The organism is Paenirhizobium selenitireducens ATCC BAA-1503, assembly GCF_900492185.1.
GTDB lineage: Bacteria > Pseudomonadota > Alphaproteobacteria > Rhizobiales > Rhizobiaceae > Allorhizobium > Allorhizobium selenitireducens_A.
Genome location: NZ_UEYP01000016.1, coordinates 1 through 25,611, shown reverse-complemented (window position 1 = coordinate 25,611; position 25,611 = coordinate 1). Strand labels below are relative to the sequence as shown.

Annotated in this window: 25 protein-coding genes, 1 tRNA gene and 1 pseudogene; 9 read left to right on the top strand and 18 right to left on the bottom strand. The window is 64.8% G+C overall.

The features are described from left to right. Window positions 1–16 precede the first annotated feature (16 nt). On the top strand, window positions 17–928 hold the full coding sequence (locus RHIZ70P_RS19455; RefSeq protein WP_115672165.1) for an HpcH/HpaI aldolase/citrate lyase family protein: 912 nt from the start codon (window positions 17–19) through the stop codon (window positions 926–928). Further along, on the top strand, window positions 925–1,131 hold the full coding sequence (locus RHIZ70P_RS19450; protein WP_028737317.1) for a DUF1737 domain-containing protein: 207 nt from the start codon (window positions 925–927) through the stop codon (window positions 1,129–1,131). The genes RHIZ70P_RS19455 and RHIZ70P_RS19450 overlap by 4 nt, the downstream gene beginning before the upstream one ends. 48 nt (window positions 1,132–1,179) lie before the next feature. On the opposite strand, the gene RHIZ70P_RS19445 is transcribed toward RHIZ70P_RS19450, so the two are convergent. Further along, entirely contained in the window at window positions 1,180–1,929 is a 750-nt protein-coding gene (locus tag RHIZ70P_RS19445; RefSeq protein WP_115672121.1) for an SDR family oxidoreductase, read from the bottom strand. 250 nt (window positions 1,930–2,179) lie between these two features. Between RHIZ70P_RS19445 and RHIZ70P_RS19440 the strand changes: the two genes are divergently transcribed. After that, window positions 2,180–2,608 carry a GlcG/HbpS family heme-binding protein gene (locus tag RHIZ70P_RS19440; RefSeq protein ID WP_115672164.1) on the top strand — a complete coding sequence of 143 codons (429 nt, stop codon included), beginning with the start codon at window positions 2,180–2,182 and terminating at the stop codon, window positions 2,606–2,608. Window positions 2,609–2,612: 4 nt separating this feature from the next. Here RHIZ70P_RS19440 and RHIZ70P_RS19435 read toward each other — a convergent pair whose 3' ends face one another. Both RHIZ70P_RS19435 and RHIZ70P_RS22840 read right to left on the bottom strand, forming a co-directional pair. Continuing rightward, the gene (locus RHIZ70P_RS19435) at window positions 2,613–3,080 is read right to left on the bottom strand and encodes a metallopeptidase family protein (protein WP_115672120.1); all 468 of its coding nucleotides are present in this window, start codon (window positions 3,078–3,080) and stop codon (window positions 2,613–2,615) included. A 119-nt stretch (window positions 3,081–3,199) separates the two neighbouring features. After that, window positions 3,200–3,928: a hypothetical protein gene (locus tag RHIZ70P_RS22840; protein WP_147294027.1), complete on the bottom strand. Its 729-nt coding sequence runs from the start codon at window positions 3,926–3,928 to the stop codon at window positions 3,200–3,202. Window positions 3,929–4,001: 73 nt separating this feature from the next. On the opposite strand from RHIZ70P_RS22840, the gene RHIZ70P_RS19430 reads away from it, so the two are divergent. The 4 genes and pseudogenes from RHIZ70P_RS19430 to bfr all read left to right on the top strand — a co-directional run bounded on the left by RHIZ70P_RS19430 (window position 4,002) and on the right by bfr (window position 10,612). Continuing rightward, a complete protein-coding gene (locus RHIZ70P_RS19430) occupies window positions 4,002–5,609 on the top strand; it encodes a Y-family DNA polymerase (RefSeq protein ID WP_115672119.1) in 1,608 nt (535 codons plus the stop codon). Further along, the gene (locus tag RHIZ70P_RS19425; protein ID WP_115672118.1) at window positions 5,606–8,944 is read left to right on the top strand and encodes an error-prone DNA polymerase; all 3,339 of its coding nucleotides are present in this window, start codon (window positions 5,606–5,608) and stop codon (window positions 8,942–8,944) included. The genes RHIZ70P_RS19430 and RHIZ70P_RS19425 overlap by 4 nt, the downstream gene beginning before the upstream one ends. 67 nt (window positions 8,945–9,011) lie before the next feature. Further along, window positions 9,012–9,391: pseudogene (locus RHIZ70P_RS19420) on the top strand ((2Fe-2S)-binding protein). A 735-nt stretch (window positions 9,392–10,126) separates the two neighbouring features. Continuing rightward, window positions 10,127–10,612 (top strand): bacterioferritin, encoded by a 486-nt coding sequence (gene bfr, locus RHIZ70P_RS19415; protein ID WP_115672116.1) that lies wholly within the window; start codon window positions 10,127–10,129, stop codon window positions 10,610–10,612. A 370-nt stretch (window positions 10,613–10,982) separates the two neighbouring features. Here bfr and RHIZ70P_RS22835 read toward each other — a convergent pair whose 3' ends face one another. From RHIZ70P_RS22835 to rplU, 15 genes are all read right to left on the bottom strand, one after another. After that, entirely contained in the window at window positions 10,983–11,510 is a 528-nt protein-coding gene (locus tag RHIZ70P_RS22835; protein WP_147294026.1) for a hypothetical protein, read from the bottom strand. Between the two features lie 384 nt (window positions 11,511–11,894). Beyond that, window positions 11,895–12,422 (bottom strand): RNA pyrophosphohydrolase, encoded by a 528-nt coding sequence (locus tag RHIZ70P_RS19405; RefSeq protein WP_115672114.1) that lies wholly within the window; start codon window positions 12,420–12,422, stop codon window positions 11,895–11,897. Window positions 12,423–12,431: 9 nt separating this feature from the next. After that, complete coding sequence (locus RHIZ70P_RS19400; RefSeq protein ID WP_235842283.1) at window positions 12,432–13,625, bottom strand: divergent polysaccharide deacetylase family protein; 1,194 nt, start codon at window positions 13,623–13,625, stop codon at window positions 12,432–12,434. Window positions 13,626–13,691: 66 nt separating this feature from the next. Continuing rightward, window positions 13,692–15,014, bottom strand: coding sequence for a S41 family peptidase (locus RHIZ70P_RS19395; protein ID WP_115672112.1), 1,323 nt, complete (start codon window positions 15,012–15,014; stop codon window positions 13,692–13,694). Then, window positions 15,004–16,392, bottom strand: coding sequence for a murein hydrolase activator EnvC family protein (locus tag RHIZ70P_RS19390; protein ID WP_419178318.1), 1,389 nt, complete (start codon window positions 16,390–16,392; stop codon window positions 15,004–15,006). Before RHIZ70P_RS19390 ends, RHIZ70P_RS19395 begins: the two co-directional genes overlap by 11 nt. Before the next feature lie 167 nt (window positions 16,393–16,559). After that, on the bottom strand, window positions 16,560–17,042 hold the full coding sequence (gene rlmH / locus RHIZ70P_RS19385) for a 23S rRNA (pseudouridine(1915)-N(3))-methyltransferase RlmH (RefSeq protein ID WP_115672111.1): 483 nt from the start codon (window positions 17,040–17,042) through the stop codon (window positions 16,560–16,562). Between the two features lie 118 nt (window positions 17,043–17,160). Further along, entirely contained in the window at window positions 17,161–17,646 is a 486-nt protein-coding gene (rsfS, locus tag RHIZ70P_RS19380; protein ID WP_419178317.1) for a ribosome silencing factor, read from the bottom strand. Window positions 17,647–17,704: 58 nt separating this feature from the next. Continuing rightward, entirely contained in the window at window positions 17,705–18,292 is a 588-nt protein-coding gene (locus RHIZ70P_RS19375; RefSeq protein ID WP_181904076.1) for a nicotinate-nucleotide adenylyltransferase, read from the bottom strand. Between the two features lie 37 nt (window positions 18,293–18,329). Further along, window positions 18,330–19,616: a glutamate-5-semialdehyde dehydrogenase gene (locus RHIZ70P_RS19370; protein ID WP_115672108.1), complete on the bottom strand. Its 1,287-nt coding sequence runs from the start codon at window positions 19,614–19,616 to the stop codon at window positions 18,330–18,332. Continuing rightward, window positions 19,609–20,787: a glutamate 5-kinase gene (gene proB / locus RHIZ70P_RS19365; RefSeq protein ID WP_115672107.1), complete on the bottom strand. Its 1,179-nt coding sequence runs from the start codon at window positions 20,785–20,787 to the stop codon at window positions 19,609–19,611. Before proB ends, RHIZ70P_RS19370 begins: the two co-directional genes overlap by 8 nt. Then, window positions 20,788–21,849: a GTPase ObgE gene (obgE, locus tag RHIZ70P_RS19360; protein ID WP_115672106.1), complete on the bottom strand. Its 1,062-nt coding sequence runs from the start codon at window positions 21,847–21,849 to the stop codon at window positions 20,788–20,790. Window positions 21,850–22,039: 190 nt separating this feature from the next. Then, window positions 22,040–22,609 (bottom strand): GNAT family N-acetyltransferase, encoded by a 570-nt coding sequence (locus RHIZ70P_RS19355; protein ID WP_115672105.1) that lies wholly within the window; start codon window positions 22,607–22,609, stop codon window positions 22,040–22,042. Next, complete coding sequence (locus RHIZ70P_RS19350; protein ID WP_115672104.1) at window positions 22,609–23,244, bottom strand: GNAT family N-acetyltransferase; 636 nt, start codon at window positions 23,242–23,244, stop codon at window positions 22,609–22,611. Before RHIZ70P_RS19350 ends, RHIZ70P_RS19355 begins: the two co-directional genes overlap by 1 nt. Window positions 23,245–23,379: 135 nt before the next feature. Beyond that, window positions 23,380–23,652, bottom strand: a complete 273-nt coding sequence (rpmA, locus tag RHIZ70P_RS19345; protein WP_028737293.1) for a 50S ribosomal protein L27 — start codon at window positions 23,650–23,652, stop codon at window positions 23,380–23,382. Between the two features lie 37 nt (window positions 23,653–23,689). Then, window positions 23,690–24,004: a 50S ribosomal protein L21 gene (gene rplU, locus RHIZ70P_RS19340; protein ID WP_028737292.1), complete on the bottom strand. Its 315-nt coding sequence runs from the start codon at window positions 24,002–24,004 to the stop codon at window positions 23,690–23,692. Window positions 24,005–24,301: 297 nt separating this feature from the next. Between rplU and RHIZ70P_RS19335 the strand changes: the two genes are divergently transcribed. Beyond that, window positions 24,302–24,391 (top strand) — tRNA-Ser (locus RHIZ70P_RS19335). A gap of 91 nt (window positions 24,392–24,482) precedes the next feature. Continuing rightward, window positions 24,483–25,508, top strand: coding sequence for a hypothetical protein (locus RHIZ70P_RS19330; protein WP_115672103.1), 1,026 nt, complete (start codon window positions 24,483–24,485; stop codon window positions 25,506–25,508). The last annotated feature ends 103 nt before the right edge of the window (window positions 25,509–25,611 follow it).

Below are 25,611 nucleotides of genomic sequence, written 5' to 3'. Positions count from 1 at the left end.
GGCAGAACTCATGGCCATGAAAGCGATCAATTCCCATCATCCGGCGCGGCTGCGCCGCTCGGTCCTCAGCGTTCCGGCGATCAATGTACGGGCGCTCGAAAAGACGCATGGCCTTGCCTGCGATGCCGTCATTTTCGATCTCGAGGATTCGGTCGCGCCGGAGAAAAAGGCCGAAGCGCGGGAGAATCTCAAGCGTTTCTTCGCCGAGACGCCGCTTCAGGGCCGTGAGGCGATCATCCGGGTGAACGGGCTCGAGACGGAATTCTTCGCCGACGACATGGCGGCCGTCATCGCCTGCCGGCCGGATGCGGTGCTCTTGCCCAAGGTGGACGCGCCGGACGATATCCAGCATGTCGCCGATCTTCTGGCCGAGTCGGATGCGACGGAAAGTCTCAGGATCTGGGCGATGATCGAGACGCCGCGCGGGGTGTTGAACGCCGCGGCGATCGCCGGCTCGGGGCGGACCGCCGGCGGCCTGCTCGATTGCTTCGTCGTCGGGCTGAACGATCTGCGCAAGGAGACCGGCGTGGCACCCGAGCCGGGACGGACCTATCTCGTGCCGTTCCTGATGCAGGTGATCCTGGCCGCCCGCGCCTACGGCCTCGACGCGATCGACAGCGTGTCGAACGAATTCAAGGCGCTGGACGCCTACGAGGCGGAATGCGCGCAAGGCCACGCCATGGGTTTTGACGGCAAGATGCTGATCCATCCGGCGCAGATCGACGGCGCCAACCGGCATTTCGGCTTTTCGCCTCAGGCGCTGGCCGAGGCGAAGACGATCGTCGCCGCCTTTGCCGATCCGGCGACGGTCGACCTCAACGTCATCAACCTTGACGGCCGCATGGTCGAGCGGCTGCATCTGGAACAGGCCGAGCGGCTTCTCGCCAAGGCTCAGGTCATCGAAGCAAGAGAAGGCAGGACAGCATGAAAGTCTATCGTTTCCTTACCGGCCCGGACGACGCGGCCTTTTGCCATCGTGTCACCGATGCGCTCAACAAGGGCTGGGAGTTGCACGGCGCGCCGAGCCTGTCCTTCAATGCCGCGACCAACCAGATGCATTGCGGGCAGGCCGTGGTGAAGACCGTGCACGGCAAGGACTACGATCCGAGCATGAAGCTCGGCGAACAATGACAGGCTCGGGGCGCCTGTCGTGTGCGGCGGGCGCCCCGGTGCCTCGTGTCATTTGACGGCGGAATTGCCGCCGTCGGCGTAGAGGGCGGAGCCGGCGACGAAACTGCCCATCGGGCCGGCCAGAAACAGGGCGGCCTGGGCGATCTCTTCCGGCTTTGCGATGCGCTTCAGCGCATGCAGGCCTGCCGCCCAGTCCTTCTGCGCCTGGTCGCCGGCCATTGGCGTATCAGTGCCGCCCGGCAGCAGCGCGTTTGCCCGGATGTTCCGGCTGCCGTAATCCGCAGTGATGGCCTTCACCAGGCCCATGATGCCAGCCTTGGAGGCGGCATAGGCGCCCATTCCGGGAATGCCGACGCTCGTCCCGACGAAGGTGGAGACGAAGACGAGGGCGCCCGAACCGTGCTCCAGCATGGCCGGGACCTGGAGCCGGGCGGCGAGAAAGGCAGAGGTCAGGTTTGCGGCGAGCGTGTCCTGCCATTCGGGCAGGGTGACGTCGGCTATCGGCTTGATCGGGCCGACGGCACCGGTATTGTTGACGGCGATGTCGAGGCCGCCGTAGTGGCTGACCGCCGCATCCACCAGCATTTCATGGGTTTCGGCCAAGGCGACATCACCCCGCACGGCCTGGGCCTTGCCGCCCGCGCGGCGCACGCGGTCGACGACCTCGTCGAGAGCCTCACCGCCCCTGGCATTGAGCACCAGCGATGCGCCCTCTGCGGCAAACAGAAGGGCGGTGGCGCGGCCGATGCCGGACGATGCTCCGGTGATGATGGCGACCTTGTCGTTCAAGCTTGTCATGGAAACCTCCTTTGTGTCGGAGGCCAAGGGATAGAGGAGGGGATGGGGCGGCAGCCACCCGTTTTCGGACGCGGCACGCGCGCCGCAAGCCGCGTGCCTGGCGGCCGTTCGATATGCCGTACTGCGCACAGATGTTTTTCCGCCGGGCGACATTGTCCTTCGAGGGCGATTGACGCCATAGTCCGGGCCGGGCGCCTCTGCCGAAAGATATGGCGGTGCCCGAGCCCCCACGCATCGCAGGAGAATGCCCGTGCTTACCATCCGTCGTCTCGACATTTCCGATGCCCGCCTGCTGATTGCCGGCGCGGCCGACAAGGCCCGCGAGATCGGCGTGCCGATGTGCATCGCCATCACCGACGAGAGCGGCCAGCTCGTCGCCTTCGAGCGCATGGACGGCGGCAAGGTGACCAGCACGACGATCGCCATCGACAAGGCGTTCACCGCGGCGGCGGCGAAAAAGGCGACCCATGAATATGGCGCGGCCAGCCAGCCGGGCAGCCCGGCCTTCGGCATTCATTCGGCGATCGGCGGACGGCTGATGGTGGTGGGCGGCGGCCTGCCGGTCGTCATCGACGGCGAGGTGGTCGGCGGCATCGGCATCAGCTCGGGCACGCCGGCGCAGGATCTCAGCTGCGCGGAGGCGGGCATTGCCCATTTCCTCGCGACGCGCGGCGATTGAGGAATTAGTCCTTCAGCGAGGCGGACATGCCGTCGGATTCCGCGGCGGCATCTTCGGCGCTTTCCTCGATGCGCTCCATGTCGTCGTCGGACAGGCCGAAATGATGGCCGATCTCGTGGATCAGCACATGGGTGATGATGTCGCCCAGGGTTTCTTCGTTCTCGGCCCAGTAGTCGAGGATCGGCCGGCGATAGAGCGTGATGCGGTTCGGCATTTCGCCGGTTTCCATGGTGAAACGCTCGGAAATGCCGCGGCCCTCGAACAGGCCGAGCAGGTCGAACGGCGTTTCGAGCGCCATGTCCTCGAACACTTCGTCGGTCGGAAAATCGGAAATCTCGATGATCAGATTGCCGGTCAGCGCGCGGAATTCCTCCGGCAGATGACCATAGGCCTCGATGGCCAGCGACTCGAAGGTGCTGATCGTCGGGGCATGGCGTTCGCGCCAATCTTCGGTCTGGTCGATACGGGCCATCGGTACTCCTTGACTTCGCTTCCATATAGGACCTTTGGCCGGGCTTTTCGAGTGGGAATCCTGTCAAGGAATAAATTCACACTGAATCCGGTTGACTCTTCCGGCAAGCTCTGGAATCTCTAGGAACATATAGAGAACATTCCGACAGGAGAGACGTCATGGGCGCGACCGCTCTGGCGCAGGAGAGGCTTTTTGCCTTGCGCGAGGCCATAGCCAGGATCGAGGGCAAGCCGCTTTCCGGCGGGCTCGAACCGGTCCCCGAACTCCGCGACGAGCAGCCCGAACCTTGCCCGTCCGCCAGAGCGGAGCCGGCGCGCCTCGAAAACCTTCTGCCGGAGGGTTTTCCCAAAGGCGCGATGATCGAGGCCCGCGGGGCACAATTTCGCGATGCGGGCGCGGTCAGCGGCTTCGGGCTGGGGCTTTGCCTGTCGGCTCGGCCTGCCCGGCCAGATCAGCGGATATTGTGGATCGGCGATCGTTTCGTCGCGCGTGAAACCGGCTTGCCCTATGCGCCAGGGCTTGCCGATTACGGCCTGCGGCCGGGCGAACTTCTCCATGCCGTACCGCGCCGTCTGGAGGACGCGCTCTGGCTTGCCGATGCGGCGCTCTCGTGCGGGGCTTTTTCGGCGGTGATGCTCGAGGTCGGTGGCAATCCGCGCGGCTTCGGGCTGACGGAGAGCCGGCGTCTCAGCCTGAAGGCCAAAAGCACCGGCGGTTTTCTGCTTCTTGTCCGCCAAGGCGGGGAACAGGAAGCGAGCAGCGCTTCCCTTCGCCTGCTTGTCGAACCCGCGCCGGCGGCAGCGCGGCTTCTGCCTGATGGATCGATGCTTGGCGGCAGCATCGGCCATTCCGTCTTTCGCCTCGTTCCGGAAAAGAGCCGGCTCGGGGCTCCCCCTGAACTGATCCTGGAGTGGAACCGCCATGACCGCCAATTTTACCCCGCAACTCCCGTTCATGCCGGCGCACGGCCCGTTTTCCGGCCGGCGCGTCCTGGCGCTCTGGCTGCCGCGCCTGTCGACCGACCGGCTGGCGCGCCGGCGCTGGGGGCTGTCGTGGCGTTCGACCGGGCGTCCTGACCATCCGCCGGTCGTCTGCGCCGGCCGGGTCGCCAATGCCATGCGCCTGACCGCGCTCGACGAGGAGGCCGAGGCGATCGGCTTGCAGGCCGGCCAGGCGCTGGCGGAGGCGCGGGCCATTTGTCCGACGCTCGAGGTTGCCGAGGACGATCCGCAGGCCGACCGGCGCTTTCTCGAGGCGATCGCCGACTGGTGCGACCGCTATACGCCGCTGGTGGCGCTCGATGGTGCAGACGGGCTGATGCTAGACATTACCGGCTGTGCGCATCTGTTCGGCGGCGAGGCGGCCCTGGTCGAGGATCTGCTCGCGCGGCTTTTTCAATTGGGGCTCGAAGCGCGGGGTGCGATCTCCTCGACGCCGGGTCTTTCCTGGGGGGTCGCCCGCTTTGGCCGGGATCGCGTCGTGGCCGACGGCAAGATGATCGCGGTGCTGTCGCCCCTGCCACTCAAGGCGTTGAGGATCGATGCCGGCGTGACCGCGGCCCTGGCGCGCGTCGGGCTCAAGCAGGTGGGCGACCTCCTGGCGGCGCCGCGCGGTCCCCTGACGCGGCGCTTCGGCCCGGATCTGCTTGTCCGGCTCGACCAGGCTCTGGGGCGGGAGGGGGAGGCGATCGTGCCGCGCCGGCCGGTGGCCCTGCTCTCCGTCGAACGTAGGCTTGCCGAGCCGATCCGCGACGAGGAGGTGATCCTCGATCTGGCCGGGCGGCTGGCGGCCGGATTGAAATCCGGGCTGGAGGCGCGGGGGGAAGGTGGCCGCCTGTTCGAACTCCTGCTCTTCCGGGTGGACGGGCGTGTCTTTCGCATCGCGATCGGAGCGGCCTCTCCGCTTCGCGACGGGGATCGCATCAAGGCCCTGTTTGCCGAGCGGCTGTCCGTGCTGCACGACGATCTCGATGCCGGTTTCGGTTTCGAGATCGTTCGGCTCAATGTCTTGCGCAGCGAGGCGCTTGCCGAGAGCCAGGGCAGGTTCGGTGCGGCCGCGGAAAAAGGCGACGCGGCGCTCGATTTCGTCGACCGGGTGACGGCGCGGTTCGGCGAGGGCTGCCTCGTGCTGCCCGTCGCCCAGCCGAGCCATTGGCCGGAGCGGGCCTCGAGCCTTGCCCCGCTTGCCGCTGCAACCGCCTTGCCCGCCGATACGCAGCCAGGCCCGCCGGTTCGCAGCGAACGGCCGATCCGGCTTTTCGCCCATCCAGAACCCGTCGAGGTGACCGCCGAAGTACCCGACGGTCCGCCCGCCAGTTTCCGCTGGCGCCGGGCCCAGCATCGGGTCGTGCGCGCCGAGGGGCCTGAGCGACTGGCACCGGAATGGTGGATCGACGGCGAAGAAGCCTCGCCGCGGGACTATTTCCGCATCGAGGACAGCGCCGGCCATCGTTTCTGGCTCTTTCGCCAGGGTCTCTACGAGCGCGGATCGGCCCGGCCGAGCTGGTTCATGCAGGGCATATTCGCATGAGCACCCCGGCCTTCTTCGAAATCGGCTGCCGCAGCAATTTCTCCTTCCTGGAGGGGGCTTCGCATCCGGAGGAGATGGTGGCGACCGCCACCCGGATCGGCCTGTCCGGCCTTGGGCTTGCCGATCGCAATACGGTGGCCGGGGTGGTGCGCCTGCATGCGGCGGCGAAGATCAAGGGCCTGGCCTTCCGTCCCGGCGCACGGCTGGTCTTTGCCGACGGGACGCCGGAACTCGTCGCCTATCCGATGAACCGGCGGGGCTGGGGACACCTCTGCCGCATGCTGAGCGCCGGTAATCTGCGTTCGCAGAAGGGTGTCTGCACGCTCTACGAAAGCGATCTCGTCGAATGGGCGGCGGATCTGATGGTCGCGGCGATGGTGCCCTGCTTTGCCAGCGATGCGCAGGTCGAGGCCTATCACGCCCGCCTTGCGCGGCTGGTGGCCCCTTTCCGCGGCAGGCTCTACCTTGCGCTCGTGCCCCGCTATGACGGCCTCGATCGCCTGGCTTTCCGCCGGATCGCGGAGATGGGACGCGGGCTTTCGCTGCCGCTGATCGCCAGCAATGATCCCTTCTATCACGCGCCGGAGCGCAAGCCGCTCGCCGACGTGGTGACCGCCATTCGCGAACATGTGACGGTGGCCGATGCCGGCTTCCGGCTGCAGGCCCATGCCGAACGGCACCTGAAGGAGCCCTCGGAAATGGCCCGGCTCTTTCGTGCCTATCCGCAAGCGGTCGCCGCGACGGCCGCGTTCTTCGGCCGGCTCGATTTTTCCCTCGACGAACTCAGTCATCAATATCCCGACGAGGCGATCGGCGGGGAGACGCCCGATCGGGCCTTGCGGCGGCTGACCTATGAGGGCGCGGCCCGGCGGTTCCCGGAGGGCATTCCGCAAAAGATCGCCGACCTCCTGGAATACGAGCTGAACCTGATCGGCGAGAAGCGCTACGAGCCCTATTTCCTCACCGTCCATCGCATCATCGGCTTTGCCCGCTCGGAAGGCATCCTCTGCCAGGGGCGAGGATCGGCCGCCAATTCCGCCGTCTGCTATTGTCTCGGGATTACCGAGGTGAATCCGGAAAAGACGACACTGCTGTTCGATCGCTTCATCTCGACCGAACGCGACGAGCCGCCGGATATCGACGTCGACTTCGAGCATCACCGGCGCGAGGAGGTGATCCGCTTCATCTACGAGACCTATGGACGCGAGCATGCGGCGCTGACGGCTGCGGTCATCAACTACCGGGCGCGTTCGGCGGGGCGCGAGACGGCCAAGGTCTTCGGTCTGTCGGAGGATGTGCAAACCGCGCTGTCCGGGTCGATCTGGGGCTGGTCGACGGCCGATCTGTCGGCGCGCGAGGCCAAGGCCGCCGGCCTCGACCTCGATGATCCGACGACACGGCGCGTGCTCGACTATGCCTCGAGCCTGATGGGCTTTCCGCGCCATCTGTCGCAGCATGTCGGTGGCTTCGTCATCACCCGCGACCGGCTGGACGAGGTCGTGCCGATCATGAACACGGCGGATGGTCGCTACATGGTCGAGTGGAACAAGGACGATCTCGATACGCTGAAGATCCTGAAGATCGATGTCCTGGCGCTCGGCATGCTCACCTGTCTTGCCAAGGCGATCAAGCTGCTCGCCAGCCATTACGACAAGCCGATGACGCTTGCCTGTTTTTTCGAGGATCCGCGCGAGGAGGTCTATGACATGATCTGCCGGGCCGATACGCTCGGTGTCTTCCAGATCGAAAGCCGGGCGCAGATGAGCATGCTGCCGCGGCTGAAACCCCGGGTCTTCTACGACCTGGTGATCGAGGTGGCGATCGTCCGACCGGGGCCGATCCAGGGCAATATGGTGCATCCCTACCTGAAGAACCGCAAGCTGGTGCAGGAGGGGCGGGCGATTAGCTATCCGAAGCCCGAGCTCGAGGCCGTCCTGAAGCGGACGCTCGGGGTGCCGCTGTTCCAGGAGCAGGCCATGCAGATCGCGATCACCGCCGCCGGCTTCACGCCGGCCGAGGCCGATCGGTTGCGCCGGGCCATGGCGACGTTCCGCCGGACCGGACAGGTCGCCAATTTCCGCCAGCGCTTCATCGACGGCATGCTCGAGCGGGACTATGCGCTGGAATTCGCCGAGCATTGTTTCAGCCAGATCGAGGGGTTCGGCGAATATGGCTTTCCGGAAAGCCACGCGGCCTCCTTCGCGCTGCTGGTCTATGCCTCTGCCTGGGTCAAGACCTTCTATCCCGACGTCTTTTGCGCGGCGCTGCTCAATTCCCAGCCGATGGGTTTTTATGCGCCGGCCCAGCTGGTGCGCGACGCGCGCGAGCACGGGGTCGAGGTGCGGCCGGTCGATGTCAATGCCTCCTCCTGGGACAGCGAGCTGGAGGCGGATGGCTTCGACGCCAGGCGGGTCGCGCCGCGGCATGCGGCGATGCGCAGGGTGATCCTCAGCACCAGGGCGGTGCGGCTCGGTTTCCACCAGGTCAAGGGCCTGTCCGAGGCCGAGATGAACCTGCTCGTGGCGCGGCGCGGCAGCGGCTATACCTCTGTCCGGGACCTCTGGATGCGGACAGGTTTGTCGCGGGCGGCGATCGAGCGGCTCGCGGATGCCGATGCCTTCGCCTCGCTGGGCCTCAGCCGTCGCGAGGCGCTCTGGGCGGCGCAGGCGCTCGACCATCGGGCGGCCGTCGAGCATCTGCCGTTGTTTTCCGAGGCTGGCGGGCGGGAGATCCAGGCGGAGGCCGAGATTGCTCTGCCGCCCATGCCGGCGGGCGAAGAGGTGATAAGCGATTATCGCATGCTGTCGCTCTCCTTGAAGGCCCATCCGCTTTCCTTCCTGCGCGGGGACCTCGCCCGGGCCGGCGTTCTTGCCTCCTCGGCGTTGGAGGAGACGGCCAATGGACGGCGCGTCGAAGTGGCGGGCCTCGTCCTGGTGCGCCAGCGGCCGGGATCGGCCAAGGGGGTGATCTTCATGACCATCGAGGACGAGACCGGCGTCGCCAATATCATCGTCTGGCCGAAGACCTTCGAGCAATACCGCGCCATCGTCATGGGCGCCCGGCTGGTGAAGATCCGCGGGCGGCTGCAGAAGGCGGACGGGGTGATCCATGTGGTTGCCGAGCATCTCGTCGATGCCAGCGAACGGCTCGGCCTCTTGCGCGAGCAGCTCAAGGATTTCGGCGGTCTTGCCCATGCCGACGAGGTGCGGCGCCCCGTCAACGAGCACCGGCATGAGACCAAGTCGACCGGGTCCCTGGCGCGGCTGATCCGTGACGTGCCGGAGCTTGCCGGCGATGTCCGCCAAGTCATGCCGAAGGGGCGGAATTTTCATTGAAACGAGGAGCCGATCCGTCCCGGTTTTCGGCCCGCGCATCCACGGGAGGCATGTCCTGGAAATTTTCTTGACAAGGGCCATCCTGTTTAGCAGAAAGGAGGGCGTGGAAGTCATGTTTGGAAGAGCGTAGGGGCCATGCTGGTCTGCAGCTGCAATTACATCACCGACAAGGACATCAAGGACGTCATCAACGCGCTCCTCGATGAAGATTGTTGGCAGTTGATTGTCCCGTCCAAGGTCTACCATGCCATGGGCAAGCGTGGGCGCTGCTGCGGCTGCTTTCCCAATGTCGTCGAGATCATCATTCGCACCACCGAGGACTATCATGCGTCGCGTCAGACGGACGGCGCGGAAGTGGTCGACTTCATGGAACGCCTGAAGCGCTTCCATGAGGAACAGAAGGCCGCGAGCCTCGAGCGGCGCCAGCGCGCCGCCCAGGTCGCCTGACAGCGCCTGACATTGCCCCATCCGGCGCAGCATGCCTGATCGGCGCAAGCCGTGCCTCGAGCAATTCCACCAAGAATGCGAAGCGGTTTTGCGTCCGGAATGGCGTGAAGACAAAGAGACAGGGCCTTGAAGGCCTCTGCGTCTTCGCCGGAAATGCTCTGGCCGAAAGGACCCAGGTGCCCCGCCGTTTCGTGACCTTTCCACTGCCGATCGAGCAACGAAACCCCCTTGGCCATCCTCCAACGTCTGCGGGCGAAAACCACGGCGGACATTTTCGGCCGAAGACCGCCCTCTATTCTTGCTGGCAAACATCGCGCGATCATCAGGCATCAGTCCGGGCGATCGCCGATCGGCAAGAGCCATCACCCTTGGTGCGGGCCCAATTCCATAAGGCAGTGATGGGTTCGCTTCCGGTCAGGCCCCGTCCCGGTTCGCTCCTCCCCTGAATGCCCTGCCAAAAGGCGATCTCTTGCCGACGCCCGTTCCCCGGTCCGCGAGAGCAAGCCGAGCCGGGGGGGCGGCCGGGTGCGCCCTTTCCCGCTGGCCAGGGATGCAGGATCTCTCAGCGGTGACGCCACCCTTTCTCCCGGTCACCGTCAAGGACGGGTTTTGCCCGACGCCACCACACAAGATTGAAACGAAAGCGGATTTCACCCGAACTGGGCCGGTCCATCTCGACAGCGCGCGCGAACGGGCCTAGTTTCTAAGGCATAATCGCAGGAGAAAGGACCCATCATGAAGGGCGATCAAAAAGTAATCGAACGGCTGAACGAAGCGCTTTTCCTGGAGCTTGGTGCCGTCAACCAGTATTGGCTCCACTATCGCCTGCTGAGTGACTGGGGCTATGCCAAGCTCGCCAAGAAGGAACGTGCCGAATCGATCGAGGAAATGCAGCACGCCGACAAGCTGATCGATCGCATCATCTTCCTCGAAGGGCATCCGAACCTGCAGACGGTCGCACCGCTGCGCATCGGCCAGAATGTCAAGGAAGTGCTGGAGGCCGATCTGGCCGGCGAATACGACGCCCGTACCGCCTACAAGGCCTCGCGCGACATCTGTTACCAGGCCGGCGACTATGTCAGCATGAAGCTGTTCGAAGAGCTGCTGGTGGACGAAGAAGGCCATATCGACTTCCTCGAAACCCAGCTCGATCTGCTGTCGAAGATCGGCGAGCAGAAATACGGCCAGCTGAACGCCGATTCCGCCGACGCTGCGGAGTAAGGATGAGCCGGGGTCCGTCCGCAGAGGGCGGGCCCCGGATTCCCGACAGGTTTCGTTGGTGGTCGATCCCCTAGGATTGCAGCAGCTTGTGGCGCCGGTCTAGCTGGGGCCTCTTCCTGCCAAAGACCGACCAAGGGCGAGAGCGGGTGGGGGGCGCGGTGACGGCTGATCGCCGCCGGATGCTTCGAGGCCCGCGCTATGCTCGGGCACCTCAGCATGAGGGCGGGCGCGGAGTAGCCTGCGACACCAGATATATAGCCGGCAATGTTTTGTAGTCCTCCCGCCGTTGGGGTATCCGGCCCCAACCTGTCGGCGCCTCGGCCACCCCCGTTAGGGTCCCGCCCTCAAGCGTTTGCGGTGACGCAGGCCCTCACTTCCACTCGTAGACCTTGTCGGCGCGAAGCGGGCGGTTGTCCACCAGGATGGCGGGGTCGGCGATCTTTGCGACATATTGCCCGGCATCCTGATCGTCGTTGAAGCCGACGAAGATCATGAACATGGACATGGCCTTGGGCTGGCCCTTCCTGCGGTAGCCGAAACGCACGGCGCAGGAGGGGTATTGCGAGCCGATGGTGAGGCTCTGTGCGGCATCTTCGCCCGCCAGGTTTTCCAGCTTGCCGTTGAAGGCGAGGAACTGGCTGAGGGCCATGAAATGGTCGATGGCGGCGAAGGCCGTCGTCTGGGCGATCTGACGCGGGCTGTCGCCCGGACCGGAGCGGCCATAATAGAGGCTGTCGGCCTGGCCTTTACGCCTCTTCGTCTCGTAGACGACGAGTTTGCCGGAGGCTGCGAGTTCGATGTGCACGTCGTAGGTCTGGAACCGCTCGGGATGCTGGTCGAGCTCGGCAAGGAGGACGCGCAGCGGCCGCACGTAATCTGCATAGAATTCAACCGACATGGCTCTGGTCCCCTGTGTTCGGCCTCCCATAGCATTGCCTGGCGGGACGAGGCTATAGGCGCGCGTCGTCGCGGGTGGAGGCGGGCGATGCCTGTCGGGAAGGGGAGGGGCGTGCCCCGGCACGCGCGCGGCGCCGGGAGATCGGCGTGCAGCCGCCGGCGAGGCCGGACAGTTTCGAGAGACGCTGCCATTGCGGCCGGCGCAGGTCCTTCCTGGACCGGGTGCGGCGCGGAAACGCCGACGATTCCGATCCTGCGGCCAGCCGCCTCGTCGCTCCATTCGCCCACGGCGGCAGTCGTCTCGTCGAAGGCAAACGCAATACCGATCGCCTGGACGCAGGCGGTGACACCGTCGGGCTCCAGGTGACGCGCTTGGCTCTTTCCTCTAGCCGGCGAGGTGGCGGAATTCGGTGACCACCTGTTCGTAGACGCTGCGCTTGAACGGCACGATCAGCTCGGGCAGTTCGCTCATCGGCTTCCACGCCCAGGCGTCGAATTCGGCGGTATGGCCGCCCGGCGGCGGGTCGATGGCGATCTCGCTCTCGTCGCCCTCGAAGCGGAAGGCGAACCAGCGCTGCGTCTGGCCGCGATACTTGCCGCGCAAGCCGATACCGATCAGTTCCGCCGGCAGGTCGTAATTGATCCAGCGGCTCGCTTCGGCCAGCAGCGACACGCTCTTCATGCCGGTCTCTTCATAGAGTTCGCGGATCGCCGCCTGGAGCGGATCCTCGCCGTCGTCTATGCCGCCCTGCGGCATCTGCCAGAGCATGGGAGAACCGTCATATTCCGAATTGCCCTCGGGTAGGCGCCGTCCGGCCCAGACCAGGCCCGCCGGATTGAGCACCATGATGCCGACGCAGGGGCGATAGGGAAGGTCTTCGGCACGGATCTTCGGGCTCACGGTCTTTTCCATCCTGTCCTCTTACTGTCCGGTTTCCGTCGCAAGGGCGGAGACGCCGACGATTTCGATCCCCCGCCCGGCCGCCTCCTCGCTCCACTGGCGGATGGCGGCGATCGTCTCGTCGAAGGCCGCCGCCGTTCCGATGGCCTGACCGTTGCGGCGGGCGATGCGTTCCAGCTCGTCGAGCTTTACCAGCACGGCTGCCTTCTCCGGTTGTCCGTCGAGCAAAAGCGTGCCCTGGGCGTAAGGCATGCCGATCGCCTTGGCGAAGCTGTCGGCGAGCGATCGCGCCGTCGAGCCGTCGTCGAGGAACAGCAGACCGCGGCTGCCGATGTCGCGCATGACCGGCTCGAAGGCCGTAGCGTCCGACATGTATTTCGCGCCCATATAGTTCATGATGCCGGTGTAATTGGTGATGCGGCCCATGGCCTGATGCAATTTCTTCAGGGATTCGGCCGGCGAATCGCTCGTCAGCAGGGTTCCGCGACCGGGATTGTTGGCGGGATAGTCGAAGGGCTCGAAGGGAACCTGCAGCAGGATTTCGTGACCCTTGCGGCGCGCCTCCTGCATCCAGCGCGTGAGACTGTTGCCGGTGGCGGCAAAGGCCAGCGTCACCTCTTCCGGCAGGTCGCGAATGGCACGCTGGCTGCCGGTCTGGCTCAATCCGATGCCCCCGACGACGATGGCGACACGGGTGGTGCGTGCCCCCGACCAGGGGCGCGCATATTGCTCGACCGGCCTCAGGCCATCAGGGCCGATGATCGGCAGGCGGCCTTCCGGCGTGTCCTCCAGCAGGTCGTCATTGGGAAGGGCGGCGACGCGGCTGTCCTGGCCCAGCCTCTGGTTGTCGATCAGGACAGGGCCCTGGCCGTCGCGCGGCTTCGGGCTGAACTTGGTGACGACCGAACCGTCGTCGGTGGTCGTGCGCTCGACCACCGCACCGCCGAGCGGGCGGCTGGCGGTGAAATTCTCTTTGGAGCCAGTGGATGCCGGTTCGGTCGAGACCTGACCGGTCTGCTCTTCCACGCCGCTTTCCGGCGGCGCGGTCTCGGCAAACTGGCGCAGCGGCAGCGGAACGACGGCGGAATAGGTGGAAAGGCCGAGAACGGAAACGAGCGCGAGGCTGCCGAGTACGGTGGCAGCGGACGGCCGGCGACGCGGACCCTTCGCCGGCTTGCGGCCCTGGCCGAGCGGTGCGTGGAGATCGGCGCTCAAGGTTCTATCGGCTCCCGTCGGCTCGCAAATGCAAGCGGGCGCCGGATTGCTCCGGCGCCCCATTTCTTACTTTGCCACGACGGCCTTCTGCGGGTCGGCCGGGAAGGACGGGTCGGTCTTGACCCCGCGCAGCAGGTCCAGCGCGTAGTTGAGCTGCAGGTCGTCCTTGGCTTCCGGCGGTACATAGGCGACCGAGCCGGAGCCCTCGTCGTTCTCGTTCTGGCCCTTGATGTGGCCCTTGAGCGCCGATTCGCCCTCGGCGCGGACCTTGCCCTGAAGCTCTTCCGGCAGCGGCTGTTCGACCTTGATATCCGGCTCGATGCCGGTGCCCTGGATCGACTTGCCGGACGGCGTGTAATAGAGCGCCGTGGTCAGACGCAGCGCACCCTTCTCGCCCATCGGGATGATGGTCTGGACCGAGCCCTTGCCGAAGGAACGGGTGCCGACGACGGTGGCGCGCTTCAGGTCCTGCAAGGCGCCGGCGACGATTTCCGACGCGGACGCCGAGCCACCGTTGACCAGCACGACGAGCGGCTTGCCGTCGGTGAGGTCGCCTGCACTGGCGTTGAAGCGGCGGGTGTCTTCCGGATCGCGCGAGCGGGTGGAGACCACTTCGCCGCGCTCAAGGAAGGCGTCGGAGACATAGATCGCCTGGTCGAGCAGGCCACCCGGATTGAGGCGCAGGTCGAGGACGTAGCCCTTCAGCTTGTCGGCCGGCACGTCCGCCTTGATCTTCTCGATCGCCGCTTCCAGGTCGTCATAGGTCTTCTCGGTGAAGGAAATGACGCGGAGATAGCCGACATCGCCTTCGACGCGCGACTTGACGGCGCGGATGGGAATGATCTCGCGGACGATGGAAAGCTCGATCGGCTTGTCGGCGCCCTTGCGCAGGATGGTCAGCTTGATCGGCGTGTTGACCTCGCCGCGCATCTTGTCGACCGCTTCCTCGAGCTTGAGACCGCGCACCGATTCGCCGTTGATCTCGGCGATGAAGTCACCGGCGAGAATGCCGGCCTTGGCACCGGGCGTGTCGTCGATCGGGGTGATGACCTTGACCATGTCATCTTCCATCGTCACCTCGATGCCGATGCCGCCGAACTCGCCGCGCGTCTGGGTCTGCATGTCCGCCGCATCCTTGGCGTTCATGTAGACCGAATGCGGATCGAGCGAGGTCAGCATGCCGTTGATGGCATTCTCGACCAGCTTTTCCTCGTCCGGCGGCGTAACGTATTGGGCGCGGATGCGCTCGAACACGTCGCCGAAAATCGACAGCTCCTTGTAGGTGGAGGTGCCTGCGGCCTGTGCAGGAACGCCCGCCGAATAGAGAACGCTCATCGCGGTCGCGCCCATCAGCGCACCGACGATAACAAGAGAAGCCCTACGAATCATTCTGTGCCTTTCCAGAGCCGCTTCCGGTCCACCACTCGCGGGAATCGACCGGCTTTCCATCTTTCCGAAATTCAATGTAGAGGGTCGGGCGATCCGTTTCCAGCGCCAATGCCGTCGCGCTCGCCACTCTTTTCTCCCCCATCACCGCCAAGGGCTCGCCGGAAAGAACGAACTTGCCCTGGCTGGTGCTGACACGGTCCATGCCGGACAAGACCATATGATAGCCATCGCCGGTATTCAGGATGATCATCTGCCCGTAGCTGCGGAACTCCCCGGCATAGACGACCCAGCCGTCCGCGGGTGCGGTGACCAGCGAGCCTGGTGCCGAGGCGATCACCATGCCCTTGGCTTCGTGTCCCGTGCCGTCCGGATCGCCGAACTGGCGCAGGATCTCGCCAGCCGCCGGCAGTTCCAGTTTCTGCTTCAGATCTGAAAAGGCATATGCCGGGGCAATGCGGTTTTTATCGGGCGATGACGAGGCCGCCAGCTCCCGGGCCTTCTGCCGTTGCTCTTCGCTCAGCCGCTTCAGTCGCTCCTCTTCGGCGCGGGCCTTTTCCGCCGCCTCGCGGACCGAGCGGATCTCCGTCTCGAGGCTGGAAATCAGCCCTTCCATGCTGGAGGCTCGCGCTGCCAGTTCCTCGGCGCGGCGCTTCTCGGTGGCAAGCTCAAGGGTGTTTTTCCGCGACAGCCGGTCGTTCTCGACCAGCAGCATGTCCATGCGCCGCTCTTCCTCCTGGCGGCTGGACATGGTGGCGACCAGCGTCTCTGTTTCCTTCTGGCCTTCCATCCTGAGGCGCAGCAGTTCGCCGAGGTCGGCGGCAAGCTTCTCCGTCTCGTGGCGTATGCCGGGAACGACGGCGCCGAGCAGGATCGCGGTGCGGACCGAGGCGAGCGCATCCTCGGGGCTGACGAGCAAGGCCGGCGGGGGATTGCGGCCCATCCGCTGCAGGGCGGCCAGCACCTCGGCGAGGATGGCGCGGCGATCCTTGAAGGAGGCGCGGATCTCGTCTTCCCTGATGCCGAGATCGGCGAGCTTCTTCTCGCCGGCGGCGATCTTGCGCTCGAGATCCTTGCGCCGCGCCGCCGATTCGATCAGGGCCTGTTTGAGGCTTTCGGAGGTCTTGGCAAGGGCGGCGATGCTCTCTTGGAGTTCGGCGGCCTTCTCGTCCGACACCCGCATCGAGCGGGCAAGCTCCTGCAATTCGCGGCCGACCTCGTCGCGCTTCTGGCGAAGCGCAAGGGCCGCGTCATCCGTTGCCGGATCCGGGGAGGCGGGATTTCCAGCCTCCACCGGGGCCGGCGGGGCGGTTATGGCGGGCGGGGGACCTTGAGCGATCACGGGCGCGTCCAGGCCGATAAGTGGACCGCCCAACAGCACGGCAGAGGCCAGCACGGCGGCGCGGACCTTGCGCCGGCGTTCGGCTGCTTTGGCTGTAATGGATGGACGATCGTCGTGTCGCAAGGCGCTATCCCGGTTCGCGGCGGAAAATACGCTGATTTGCCCGGTCACGCAAAGCGGGTGATGCGGAGGCCAGCTCGCGGGCGTCAGGCGCGATGATAGGGATGGCCGGACAGGATGGTCACGGCGCGATAAAGCTGCTCGGCGACGAGGATGCGCACCAGCTGATGCGGCCAGGTCATGCGACCGAGATTGAGGACGAGTTTGGTCTTTTCGCGCAGGTCCGGATCGACGCCGTCGGCGCCGCCGATGACGATGGCGAGGTCCCGCTGGCCGCGGTCGCGGTGATCGCCGATCAGGTCGGCGAATTCCTGGCTGTCGAGTGCCTTGCCGCGTTCGTCGAGGATGATGACGAGGGCGCCTTCCGGCATGGCTTTCGTCAGTTCCGTCGCTTCCTCGCGCTTGCGGGTCGCCGCATTGGAGGCACGGCTTTCGGCGATTTCGACCGAGCGGAGGAATTCGAGCCCGCAGGCGGGCCCGGCCTTGGCGAAACGGTCGAGATAACGGGACGCGAGTTCCTTCTCCGGTCCGGCCTTCAGCCGGCCCACGGCATAAATACCCACGCGCATGTCTCGATCCTTCCTTCGTGGCCGCGCAACCCTCATGGCGGCAAAGCGCGCGACGCTTGCCGCTTGTCAGGGCTTCGCTGCTGCCGTGATCGGTGTCAGCGGCAGCGGGCCATCGGTGTCAGTGCAGGGTGCCTTCCTCGATGTCCGGAGCGGCCCACATCTTTTCGATGTTGTAGAACTCGCGGATTTCGGGGCGGAACACATGCACGATGATGTCACCGGTATCGATCAGCACCCAATCGCCGGCTTCCAGGCCCTCGACGCGGGGAGAACCGAAGCCCTCGTCCTTGAGGTCGGAAATCAGGTGCTCGCTGATCGCCGCCACATGTCGGTTCGAGCGCCCGGAGACGACGACCATGTAGTCGCCCAGCGCGGATTTTCCGACAATGTTGATGGTGACGATATCTTCTGCCTTGGAGTCCTCGAGGCTCGCGAGGACCAGCTCAAGCGCGCGGTCTGCGGCATCGGCGCCACGTTCCGGGCTTTTTGGGATGACGACATGCGCCTTTCCCTTGGAGTGTACTGTTGTCAGAGTTTTCCCTTTCTTTGCAGAACAGCACGAAGGTGATTCCCACAATCGGAAATCCCTCATGGAAGGTGGCATCGATCCGTTAATCTTTCAAGGGACGGCCCGAAAGAGCGGGTTTTTTCACCCCTTGCGCTCAGGTCGCGGCGGCCTCGCGCAGCGCGGTCGAGGAGAGCGTCGAGCGGGGGCCGTGGATGAAGGTCCAGGCCGGAGCCTTCTTCTTCCACAAAACGCCGGCGTCGTCTTCGTCAATGCGCGCATAGTCGAAGGTGCGGGCCATCTTCGAGGAAAGATAGGCGAGTGTCGAACCCGGCCGGTCGATCACGGCGATCGGGAAGGTCATGGCGATGCGTTGCCAGTGCTGCCAGCGGTGGAAGCTCGCCAGATTGTCGGCGCCCATGATCCAGATGAAACGGGCGTCGCGGTTGCGTGCCTTCACATGGTCGAGCGTCTTGGCCGTATAGCTGGTGCCGAGCGTCTGCTCGAAGGCCGTGACCTTGATGCGCGGATCTTCGGCCAGCGCCTCGCACCTTGCCAGCCGCTCGGATAGCGGCGCCAGGTTGCCGCGGCTTTTCAGCGGATTGCCGGGGGTGACAATCCACCAGAGCTGGTCGAGGCCGAGGCGGCGAAGGGCGATTTCGGCAACCAGCGCATGGCCCTGGTGCGGCGGATTGAACGAGCCGCCGAACAGGCCGACGACCATGCCCGGTTCGACATGCGGCATGAAACGATGGCGATGGGCGATCGCGTCCTCAGCCACCTTAGGGTCGCACCTGTCCGGTGCCGTGCACTCGATACTTGAACGAGGTCAGCTGTTCGACGCCGACGGGGCCGCGCGCATGCATCTTGCCGGTGGCGATGCCGATCTCGGCGCCCATGCCGAATTCGCCGCCATCGGCGAACTGGGTCGAGGCATTGTGCAGCAGGATGGCCGAATCGATCTCGTTGAAGAAGCGCTCGACAACCGCCGGATCCTCGGCGATCACCGCCTCGGTGTGATGGGACGAATAGCGGGCTATGTGATCGATCGCGCCGGAGACGCCGTCGACGATGGCGACCGCGATGATGGCATCGAGATATTCGGTGCGCCAGTCCTCCTCCGTCGCCGGCTTGAAGCCGGGATGGATCTTCAGCACGGTCGGCGAGGCATGGATCTCGCAGCCGGCTTCGGTCAGAGCCTCGAGGATCGGCATGAGATGCGTGCCCAGCGCCGCGCTGTCGACCAGCAGCGTCTCTGCAGCGCCGCAGATACCGGTTCTGCGCATCTTCGAGTTGACGACGATGCGCTTGGCCATCTCAAGATCGGCGGAGGCGTCGACATAGACGTGGCAGAGACCCTCGAGATGGGCAAAGACCGGAACGCGCGCCTCCGTCTGCACGCGGGCGACGAGGCTCTTGCCGCCGCGGGGCACGATCACGTCGATCGACCCGTCGAGACCGGTCAGCATGGCGCCGACGGCGGCGCGGTCCGGCACGGGAACCAGCTGGATGGCATCGGCCGGCAGGCCGGCCTTTTCCAGGCCCTTGACCAGACAGGCATGGATGGCGCGTGAGGAATTGAGCGAATCCGAGCCGCCGCGCAGGATCACGGCATTGCCGGATTTGAGGCAGAGCGCGCCGGCATCGGCGGTCACGTTGGGGCGGCTTTCGTAGACCACGCCGATCACGCCGAGCGGCGTGCGCACGCGTTCGATCTTGAGGCCGTTCGGCCGGTCCCAGGCGGCGATCACCTCGCCCACCGGATCCTTCAGCCCGGCAACCGCGCGGATGCCCTCGGCGATGGCCTTGATGCGGGCCGGATCGAGCGTCAGGCGGTCGACGAAGGAGGCGGCAAGGCCGCTATCATCGGCATTCTTAAGGTCGATCGCATTGGCGGCGAGGATTGCCTGTTCGTCGGCGAGAATGGCGTCGGCCATGGCGGAAAGCGCGCCGTTCTTCGCTTCCGTCGAAGCAATCGCCAGGGGTCGGGCGGCGGCGCGGGCGCGCCGGCCGATGTCCAGTATCAACGCATCGACGTCGGTCAGGTCGGCTTTTGCCTTGTCAAGCATGGGCTTCGTCCTTGTTGTCGGCCTGCGTAGCGTCGTGCTTGTGCGCCGGATCGGTCATCACCAGGTCGTCCCGATGAATCATCGCGGCGCGACCGGCATAGCCGAGAATGTCCTCGATCTCGGAGGATTTGCGCCCGGTGATGCGGCGCGCCTCCTCGGCGTCGTATCCGGCAAGTCCGCGGGCGATTTCGCGGCCCTCCACGCCGATCACCGAGACGGTGTCGCCGCGGCTGAACTGGCCGACGACCTGGCGCACGCCGGCGGGCAGCAGGCTCTTGCCGGCCTTCAGCGCCGTCTGCGCGCCTGAATCGACATGCAGTTCGCCGGCGGCCTGAAGCTGGCCGGCGATCCAGGTCTTGCGGGCGGTCACCGGCGTCTTCGCGGCGGCGAACCACGAATGGCGGGCGCCGGTCTCGATGGCTTTCAGCGGATGGTCGGACTTGCCCGAGGCGATGATCATGGCGCAGCCGGCGCCAGTGGCGATCTTGCCGGCGTCAATCTTGGTGCGCATGCCACCGCGCGACAGCTCGGAGGCAGCACCCCCGGCCATGGCCTCGATTTCCGGGGTGATCTCGGCGATCGTGTCGAGGAAGCGGGCATTGGGGTCGAGATGTGGCGGGGCGGTGTAGAGCCCGTCGATGTCGGACAGCAGGACCAGAAGGTCGGCGCCGGCCATGGTGGCGACGCGAGCGGCGAGGCGATCATTGTCGCCATAGCGGATCTCGGTGGTGGCGACCGTGTCGTTCTCGTTGATGATCGGCACGGCGCCGATCTTCAGGAGTTGCTGCAACGTGGCGCGGGCGTTCAGATAACGGCGTCGCTCCTCGGTATCGCCGAGCGTCAGCAGGATCTGGCCGGCGACAATCGACGACCGCGACAGGCTTTCCGACCAGTGCCGGGCCAGCGCGATCTGGCCGACGGCCGCGGCCGCCTGGCTTTCCTCGAGTTTCAGGCCGCCGGAGGGCAGGTCGAGCACGGTGCGGCCAAGGGCAATCGCGCCCGAGGAGACGACCAGCACGTCGACGCCGCGGGCCTTCAACGCGGCGATGTCGTCGCAGATCGCGTCGAGCCAGGCCTTCTTCAGGCCGCTTCCCCGATCGACCAGCAGGGCCGAGCCGATCTTGATGACGATGCGCTTGTAGCGCGTCAGCGACTTGGCTCCGGCCGACATTTATTCATCGCCTTCCGTTTCCTGGTCGCGCTTGCGATTGCGGTCGCGTTTTTCCGGCAGCGGGATATTGCCGCTTTCGGCGACGATGATGTCGCGCAATTGCCGGAGCGCCTCGGTCATGCCCTTGCCGGTGATGGCGGAGAGAAGGAGCGGCGTCCTGCCGCAGGCCTTCTTCAACTCCTGCGCCTTCTTCTTCAGGCCTTCCTCGTCGAGCACGTCGATCTGCGACAAGGCGACGATTTCAGGCTTGTCTTCCAGGCCGCCACCGTAGGCTTCGAGCTCGTGCTTGACCGTCTTATAGGCCTGGCCGACATGCTCTTCCTGTGCGGAAACGAGATGCAGAAGCACGCGGGTGCGCTCGACATGGCCGAGGAAGCGGTCGCCGATGCCGACGCCTTCATGGGCGCCCTCGATCAGGCCCGGAATGTCGGCGAGGATGAATTCGCGCTCGTCGACGGTGGCGACGCCGAGGTTCGGATGCAGGGTGGTGAACGGATAGTTGGCGATCTTCGGCCGCGCCCGGGTGACGGCGGCGAGGAAGGTCGACTTGCCGGCATTGGGAAGGCCGACCAGGCCGGCATCGGCGATCAGCTTCAAGCGCAGCCAGACCGTCTTTTCCTCGCCCTCGAGGCCCGGATTGGCCCAGTTCGGCGCCTGGTTGGTCGCCGACTTGAAATGCGCATTGCCAAAGCCGCCATTGCCGCCCTTGGCGATGCGGAAGCGCTGGCCCTCGACCGTCATGTCGACGATCAGGGTCTCGTTGTCTTCCTCGAAGATCTGCGTGCCGACCGGCACCTTGAGCGTCACGTCTTCGCCATTGGCGCCGGTACGGTTGCGGCCCATGCCGTGGGTACCGGTCTTGGCCTTGAAATGCTGCTGGAAGCGGAAGTCGATGAGCGTGTTGAGGCCGTTGACGGCCTCGACCCAGACATCGCCGCCGCGGCCGCCATCGCCGCCGTCCGGACCGCCGAACTCGATGAATTTTTCGCGGCGGAAGGAGACGCTGCCGGCGCCACCGTCACCGGAGCGGATATAGACCTTTGCCTCGTCGAGAAATTTCATGCTTCTGCCAATTGATTGCGGGTCGGGATGAGCGGGATTGTTTGGGCCATCGATATAGCCGGTTGAGCCGGAGGTCAAAGAGTATCGTCATATTCTTCGGCCCGCAGCTGTGGGCGCTTCGCCGGTCGGGGCTTGCCGAGTGCCTTGGGCGAGGCCCAGGGCGAGGATGCGCCGCCCCGGGCCGGGTCTGTCACGGTCGGCGAAAGTCCGCCTCCGTCAGCCGCGTTTCGATATGTGGGGCCACCGCATTGCGGGCGCGGGAGTAGAGATCGCCGCAGCGCAGGATCGAAAAACCGAGCTTTTCCTGAATGCGCAGCGACGCCGCATTGTCGGCGAAGGCGCCGGAATGAAGCTCCGTCTGCGGCATGCGGCGGAAGAAGCGCTCGATCGCCGCACCCGCCGCTTCGCTCATCAGCCCCTTGCCCCAGTAGAACCGGTTCAGCCAGTAGCCGAGATGCCAGAGGCCGTGGCGCAGTTCGATCGAGACCACGCCGAGATGGACATCGTCGCCGGTGGTGATGGCGAGCGACCAGTCGGGCGTGATGCCGGAGGTTGCCCGGCTCAGCCAGTCGGTCGCGTCCTGCCGGTCATAGGGAACCGGCACGCGCGCCAGCATGCGCACGACCTGGTAATCGTTGAGCGATTCGGCGATCGCAGACGCGTCGCTCATGCGATGCGGACGCAGCGTCAATCGCGCCGTCTCGATGACCGGGCAGGGTCCGGGCATCGAGGGTGAGGTCTTCATCAGGGGCGCGTTCATCACCGCATCTCCCCCCAGCTCTTCAGCGACATCCAGGTCTTGCGGTCGAGCCTGTACCATTCGACCGGCATCATGCCGCCCATGGCGAGGCTGCCGACCATGCCCGAGCCCTGGAACTGGAAGCCGCATTTCTGGATCACCCGGCGCGAGGCGATGTTGGTGACGCGGCAGCGCGCGTCGATGTGGGCGATGTCGCGGGTGCGAAACGCCATGTCGATCAGCGCATGGGCGGCTTCCGTGGCATAGCCCCTGTTCCAGTGCGGCTCGCCGAGCCAATAGCCGATCTCCAGCGTGTCGGCGTCGTTGACATGCGGCTCCAGCGCGCAGCAACCGAGGAATTCGCCGTTGTCGGCCTTGGTGATCGCATAGACGCATTTGCCAATCTCGCCAGCACTCGTGCGTCGCACGAAATCGGCCGCATCGCGTGCCGTGTAGGGGTGCGGCATGCGCGATACCATGGTGGCAACGGCGGCGTTGTTGGCGAGATGGGCAAGGGCGTCGATGTCTTCCTCGTGGGGCGCGCGCATGACGAGCCTCTGCGACAGCAAGACGGGGCAATCGCTCCGTAACCGATCCGGCCTCAGCCGGTCCTGGGGTGACCGCGACGGGTCGACCCTCGATAGTTCGATCTGCATGGTTCAGTCTCCTTCTGGTTGAAAAAGGGCATAAGAAAAAGGGGAGATGGCGCCCCATCTCCCCTGTTTTCTAGACTGAACCTGGTACGGCCAGCCGGGTCGATGAGACGCCGGCTGTTTAGAGCGTTACCGGCTTTATTCCGCTGCTTCCGCCGCTTTCGGCATCACCGACACGTACACCTTGCCATTGGCCTTGGTACGGTAAGCGACATTGCCTTCGATGAGCGAAAATACGGTATGATCCTTGCCCATGCCGACATTGGCGTCCGGATGCCACTGGGTGCCGCGCTGACGAACGATGATGTTGCCCGGAATGACGGCTTCGCCGCCGAACTTCTTCACGCCAAGGCGCTTGGAATTCGAATCGCGACCGTTACGCGACGAACCGCCAGCTTTTTTGTGTGCCATTGGAGTTCTCCTTTAAAACCTGTTGTCTCGTTGACCGTTACGCAGCGACGATGTCGGTGATGCGAACGACGGTGTGGTGCTGGCGGTGGCCGCGCGAACGCTTGGAATTCTGGCGACGACGCTTCTTGAACGCGATCACCTTCTTGCCACGGTTCTGCTCGACGACTTCTGCCTTGACCGATGCGCCGGCCACGAAGGGCAGGCCGATCTTGGCATCGGCACCAACGCCGACCATGAGAACTTCAGTGAATTCGATAGTCGCGCCTGCTTCGGCTTCCAGCTTTTCGATGGTCAGCACGTCGTTGGCGCTAACGCGGTACTGCTTACCGCCGGTCTTGATGACTGCGAACATTGGTTATCCTTTCATGTTCGTTTCCGGCTCTGCCTGGCAACCAGACGGCCGTCTTCTTGTCAGTCGATAGGAAAGCAGGCCCTGAAATCTAAAACGATCGCGGCGCCTGCCGGTGGAGTTCCGCCGGGGCGGAGAAATCAGGACACAGTTGGCCCATGTCTAATTCAAGGCTCGCATACGTGACGGGCCAAAAACTGTCAAGATGAAAGCGCGAGATAGTTGGATTTTCGCCCTTGCAAGCCCGACATTTGCCCGCTAAGAGACAGCCCGCGCACAACTTGCGCCGACCAGCAAAGCGGAGAGGTGGCTGAGTGGTCGAAAGCACCGCACTCGAAATGCGGCATACGGGCAACCGTATCGTGGGTTCGAATCCCACCCTCTCCGCCATTCATTGGGTCACTCTCCCCCAATGACCCGCAAGCCCTTGGGTTTCCTCGCGAATTCCTGACAGACTGCCCCAACCAGAGGCACTCAAGTCATGAATGTATCGCGCATTGTATCGCACGATGTACAGTCCGATGTATCGCCGGACGCGGAAATCATTTCCGCAAAGAAACGGAATCGCAAGCTTAAAACGAGATCGTCCGGACTCTATCTGGTGAGGAGCGGCGGAACCTATCTCTTCCAGATCAGACTGCCGAAACGCATCGGTGGCGGTGCAGGCTCCCGACCCATCCGGGTGAGCCTGGGCGCGCTTCCGCACCAACAGGCGAGAGAGCTTGCCAATGCCCTTGGGGCCTTGGCACCGACGCTCTTCAGGGAGATCGAGAAGAGAAAGGCAGGCAAACGGGGACCCAATTCGAAAACTGCAAAAGACCCCAGTGACGATGGGGTTGCTGACGAGGACTGGCCTTTCGATTTTGCCAGCGTGTTCCTCAAGGCCGCGCTCTACGACATCGTGCAGCCTCCTCGTGCGCCGACGCCTGCCGAAGCGGAGGGGCATGAGATGATGCGCGGCCTCGTGCGGATTGGACGTGAGGTGTCAGCTAAGCAGGCGGGCCAGCCTCATGACGAGATGATTGCCGACCATGCCGAACTTATCGCTTCCCGACATGTAGCCAAATATCAGGCGGCAGCCTCGCCGGTTTCTATCTCTGAGGAGCTGTACACCTCGGTATCGGCCCCGCTCTCGCCGGTGCCTTATCAACCATCAAGTTCGCCTCTACCAGAACCCACGCCCCTTACTCAGCCTGACACCGAGTCCGGCAGCAAGGACAAGCGCTTGATCAGCGCCGACGTGCCCGCCGCCTTTCAGCTGGATCGGCGTACCGTCGAGCGACCTGCCTCAAGCAAGCCGCTCTTCAGTCACGTTGCGAGCAATTATCTCGCGAAAAGAAAGTCCTCCAAGTCAGAGGAAAACAAAGATATTGCCACTGCCGAGATGCGCCTCAACCTGTTCGCCGAGCTTATCGGCGATCACCCGATCGACACCTACACGGCAACCGATCTTCAGGCCTTCATTGATCTCATCAAGTATTGGCTGTTGTTTTGCACTGAGAACTGACCCGGGATTGCGGGAAATTATCACTGAGATTTGACCCATGTTTCAATCATCCCTCGCGAGGTTTCAGCGGGGGCTCTGGAGTGATCGACATGGCGTTACTGAG